3 protein-coding genes are annotated in these 4,126 nt (G+C 63.1%); 1 reads left to right on the top strand and 2 read right to left on the bottom strand.

Annotated elements, in window-relative coordinates; all coding sequences use genetic code 11:
- Positions 1-41: 41 nt before the first annotated feature.
- Both NZM16_RS03795 and NZM16_RS03790 read right to left on the bottom strand, forming a co-directional pair.
- The gene (locus NZM16_RS03795; protein WP_295478662.1) at positions 42-1,880 is read right to left on the bottom strand and encodes a trehalase family glycosidase; all 1,839 of its coding nucleotides are present in this window, start codon (positions 1,878-1,880) and stop codon (positions 42-44) included.
- A gap of 514 nt (positions 1,881-2,394) precedes the next feature.
- Entirely contained in the window at positions 2,395-3,126 is a 732-nt protein-coding gene (locus tag NZM16_RS03790; RefSeq protein ID WP_295452744.1) for a nicotinate-nicotinamide nucleotide adenylyltransferase, read from the bottom strand.
- A gap of 784 nt (positions 3,127-3,910) precedes the next feature.
- On the opposite strand from NZM16_RS03790, the gene NZM16_RS03785 reads away from it, so the two are divergent.
- Positions 3,911-4,126 (top strand): DNA gyrase subunit A (locus tag NZM16_RS03785; RefSeq protein ID WP_295478659.1); only part of this gene is annotated, 216 nt, incomplete at its 3' end.

Raw genomic sequence — 4,126 nt, 5'->3', positions numbered from 1 at the left:
GGACAAAGCCGATTCCTGAGGCGAAGATCGCGCAGAGGGGATCAGGGGATTCCGCCCGGCGGCAGGGCCGTGGGTTGAGATCGCCTGGGCCTTTCGGGATCGCGGGTGGCCTCGATCGCCAGCTCGATGAACACCGCGGAGGTCCATCCGAAGATGGGCGCCGCCCGAGGCGGGCGCTGGCCGGTTTCGGGGTGATAATACTCGTAGAGGTCCGGATGGCCCATCGCCAGCTCCAGGGTTCGACGCCGCAGCTCCCGGGCCAGGTCTCCATATCCGCATCGGAATAACCCCTCAATGAACAGCCGGTTGATGTTCAGCCAGGTAGGTCCGCGCCACATCTGCTCCGGATTGTAATGCGGATCGTCCAGGGCCACCGTGGGGATGGGATAGCGAGGCCAGAAGGCGCGAGGGTCCACCAGATGGGCGATCAGGCGCTCCACCATCGCCGGGGGGAGCCGGCCGGTGAGCAGAGGGTAGAGGCTCAACGGGGTCTTGATGCGAACCGGCGTTTCCCCCCGCAGCGGCCAGAACAGCCCGGTTTCTTCATCCCACATGGCATCGATCATCCGGCGGATCAGTGCCTCCGCCTCCGCCCGCCAGCGTGTGGCGTCCTCTGGCTCCCCGATCACCTCTGCGATGCGGGCTAAGTGTTCCATCTGGATCACCAGATAGGTGTTCAAGTCCGGCGACTCCACCGGCATCCCCCCATCCCACACTGGGGAATCGTCCCACCCCGATGAGTATGGGTGGTTATACTGGCAGAGGCCATCCCGGTCGTCATCGTTCCGCTCCAACCACCAGCGGTTCCATCGCACCAGGGGCTCATAGATCTCATCCAGGAAATCCTGATCGCCGCCCATCTCGTAGATCTTCCAGGCCGCCCAGGCGGTGATGGGCGGCTTGGTTACATCCGCGTCCACCGGGGCGGAGAGGTGGGTCACCCGCCCTTCGTCGTGGACGGCGTCGGGCACCATCCCATCTTCCCGCTGATGATCCAGAACGAGGCGGATCTGATCCTCGGCGAGCTTCAGGTCCACGTAACGATAGGCCAGGGCGTGGAAACACGCGTCCCACTGCCACACGCCCACATAATGGATCTTGCTGGGGGTCATCCCCTCCCGCGTCATGTAATAGCGGGGGGAGATCAATCCTGCCCGCATCACCCACCAAGCGTAATAATACTGGGGCGCCAGATCCTCCTGGACCGGCGGGGCGGCCGCGAACCAGTTGTGCCAGCGGGTCTCTGCGTCCAGAAAGACCGGAAGGGGGGGGCGGATGGTTCGGTTGAACCCGAGGCGCGGTGTGATGTTCAGCAGAACGGCGGCATCCGGGGTCGGTTCAACAATGAAAGTAACCCGGAACAGCCCAGGGCCGGCTGATTCGATCTGGTTCAGACGCAGGCGGGCGTTGGTGGTGTAAGCCAGGTTCCGCACCCCTCGCAGGATCCCCCCTCGACGGTCGGTCCGCGCGGTCTCCGCTTGGGCGATGAATTGGATCCCGATCGCCTCTGCAGGCAGGGCGAGGTAAAGGGCCTCGGGGTCGTTGAAGGTCAGCCCGACGATCCCACGGGGGGTGTGGAAGAACACGGCGTGGGGGTAGGAGACGAAGGAGGCGGGGAGCGGCTCGCCGTCCGGGCTGAGGAACATCAGGCGTTCAACGATCGGCCGACGCTGGCGATAATCCCCGAATTTCTCCTGTTGCTTCTCCCAGCGCTCCGCCAGCTTGATGAACAGCCCGGGCACCCCCAGGCGCAGATCCTCCGCGAAAATCATCATGCGGGAGGACCGCTCGCTGAATGGCACGTGGTAGAGATCCACCCGGCCTTTGAGCAAGCGGCAGAAAGGACTCCTGGGTTCTTCCCATCCGATGGGAAAAGCCATGGAAAGTCTCGCCTCTATGGCTTGGGATTCGCAGGACCCGAGAGCCCCGTATCTTCCTTCCCCGGATTATAGAAGGCGGCGGCCAGCGGTCAACTTTTCCCGGCCACGCCGACGCGGCGGTGCCTATAAGGGCAACCCCGAGGGTAGGGGCAGGCCCATGGGCCTGCCCTCGCTTTTGTATCCCGTCTCCAAGGGGTTAGAAGTCAGAGTATTCTGCCCTTTCGTCATAGCAACAAGTTCGCCAGCCTGAATAGGATAAAAGTCTGGTGGCGCTTGAAGATCCCGCAACCGACCATCTTGGCCTCTCGTTTCCTGGGCCGTCCTCCACCGCTGCCGGACGGAGGATCCTGCGTCGATGGGCCCTCCCCGAGGCCCTTGGGCTTCAGGGGTGGGGATAGATGCCTCGGGCGGGAAAGGCCATCTTCGGCGGCCTTGCCCGCCCGAAAATCCCTACGAATCGAATGTCTGCCTCAGCCGGTTCCCCATGCCAGTGAGCATCTGTCAGCCGCTCGCTTCATCCATCGGAGCATTCCCGATCCAGCCGTCCGCCGGGTTCAGCCAGCCAGGGAAGGATCTCCGGGGGAATCCAGGCGTCCACGGGCTCCCCTCGGGCCAGACGCTGGCGGACTTGGGAGGAGGAGAGCTCCGTGAGGGCAGGGTCGAGGGATAGGAAATCGATCCGTTCCCGATACGTTTCCCGCGACGGATCTTGCAGGAAGGCTTCCAGAGATGGTCGATCCCACGGCAGACGAGGGGCCACCAGCAAGCGAGCGATCTGGAAGAACTGCTCCAAAGCGGATTCCATCGGGATATCCGGATAATAGCGGGGATCAAATAGCCGAACGATCGTGTCGCCGCCTACGATGAAGAAAAGCTCCGGCCTCTCCCCCACGGCCTCCCGAAGCGCCCGGGCCTTCTCGAAGAAGCGGGCCCGGTTACAGAGGGCCACGCTCCATCCCGGGCGCCCTTGGGCGATGGCCCGCAGCATCTCCAACCGTTCCCTCAACCTGAACCCGGTGAGCGGCTTCTCCACATGGGTGATGGCGAGCAGGAGCACGCTTTCTTCAAGACGGAAGGATTCCTGGGCGGTCTCCATCAGGGCGATGTGGGCCCGGGTGGGAGGATTGAAGGACGCCGATAAGACCCCGATGCGTTGCGCCCCAGGGCGAGCCCGATGGACCCAGCGCCATTGCGGAGGGGCCTGGGGGTCCAGGCCTTCCAGTTCCGGTGTTCGATCGTTTGGCATCGCCTGAACCTCAGAGTTCGTCCGGCTGAAGAGGAAGAAGGGCCTTATCCTTCCGCATCCCCGGTAGTGGGCAATTTCAGTGATGATCGATGATGAAAGGGGTCGAAGTTCGTGAAGGAGGGCTTGCCCGATGGCCCCGTAGGGGCGAAACATCTTTCGCCCCTACGGGGCCTTGGGGATGGGCGATCGGCGGGAACCGACAGGCCGCCCTCTCCAGGAGGCGATCCCGGCGGCATCGCGGCGCGGTCGGAGCGTCCGCGATCCCCGGGAGGCCCATCGAGGGGTTGCCCTCGAAGCGCCCCCTCGCCAGTGGACAAGGGGCGTGGGGAGCGGGGGCCTCTCGAGGGATCCCCCTGGGGCTGCAACGGGCCCGTTCGGTTGGGAAGACGCGATCGTTTTCCCCGTTGGGTTTCGATCCCGAAAAGGTGATCCCCTGGCTTCTTGGGGAATACAATAATTGCGCAGTTGGCTTCCTTTGGGAGCCCCGCCCCCAAAGAAGTCTTTTACCCCCTCCCTATGGCCCTTGGGGTCGTCTGCGTAACTCCTATCATTACCATGATTTTTGTGCGGGCCCCCGAAGGCGGCCTCGCCCGCCCCTATGATATTCAATTTACCCCCATTCCACGGTCCTTAGGGTGGTGGGGAGGAGGGAAAGGGGAAGGGGCTGGCCTTCTAAGCGGTAGAAGGCTCATGGGGCTTGGTGGATGCCTGCTTGCCAAACTCCAATTTACAACAGAACCGGGTAAACTCATTCTTGATTCGATCCATGCTCTCAGGAGGCAAGATGGCTGTCGAGCGAGTTCAACAGGTGGAGATCCAGGAGGAAGTGCAGCAGGCCTATCTTTCTTATGCCATGAGTGTGATTGTGGCGCGGGCGCTGCCGGATGTGCGGGATGGGCTGAAGCCGGTGCAGCGGCGCATCCTGTATGTGATGCACGAGATGGGCCTGCGTTCGAACGCGCCTTACAAGAAGTCGGCCCGGATTGTGGGGGAGGTGCTG

It is taken from the genome of Thermoflexus sp., from assembly GCF_025055495.1.
Lineage (GTDB): Bacteria > Chloroflexota > Anaerolineae > Thermoflexales > Thermoflexaceae > Thermoflexus.
Note: the sequence above shows the minus strand (reverse complement) of the source record. Positions and strands in the feature narration are given on the sequence as shown.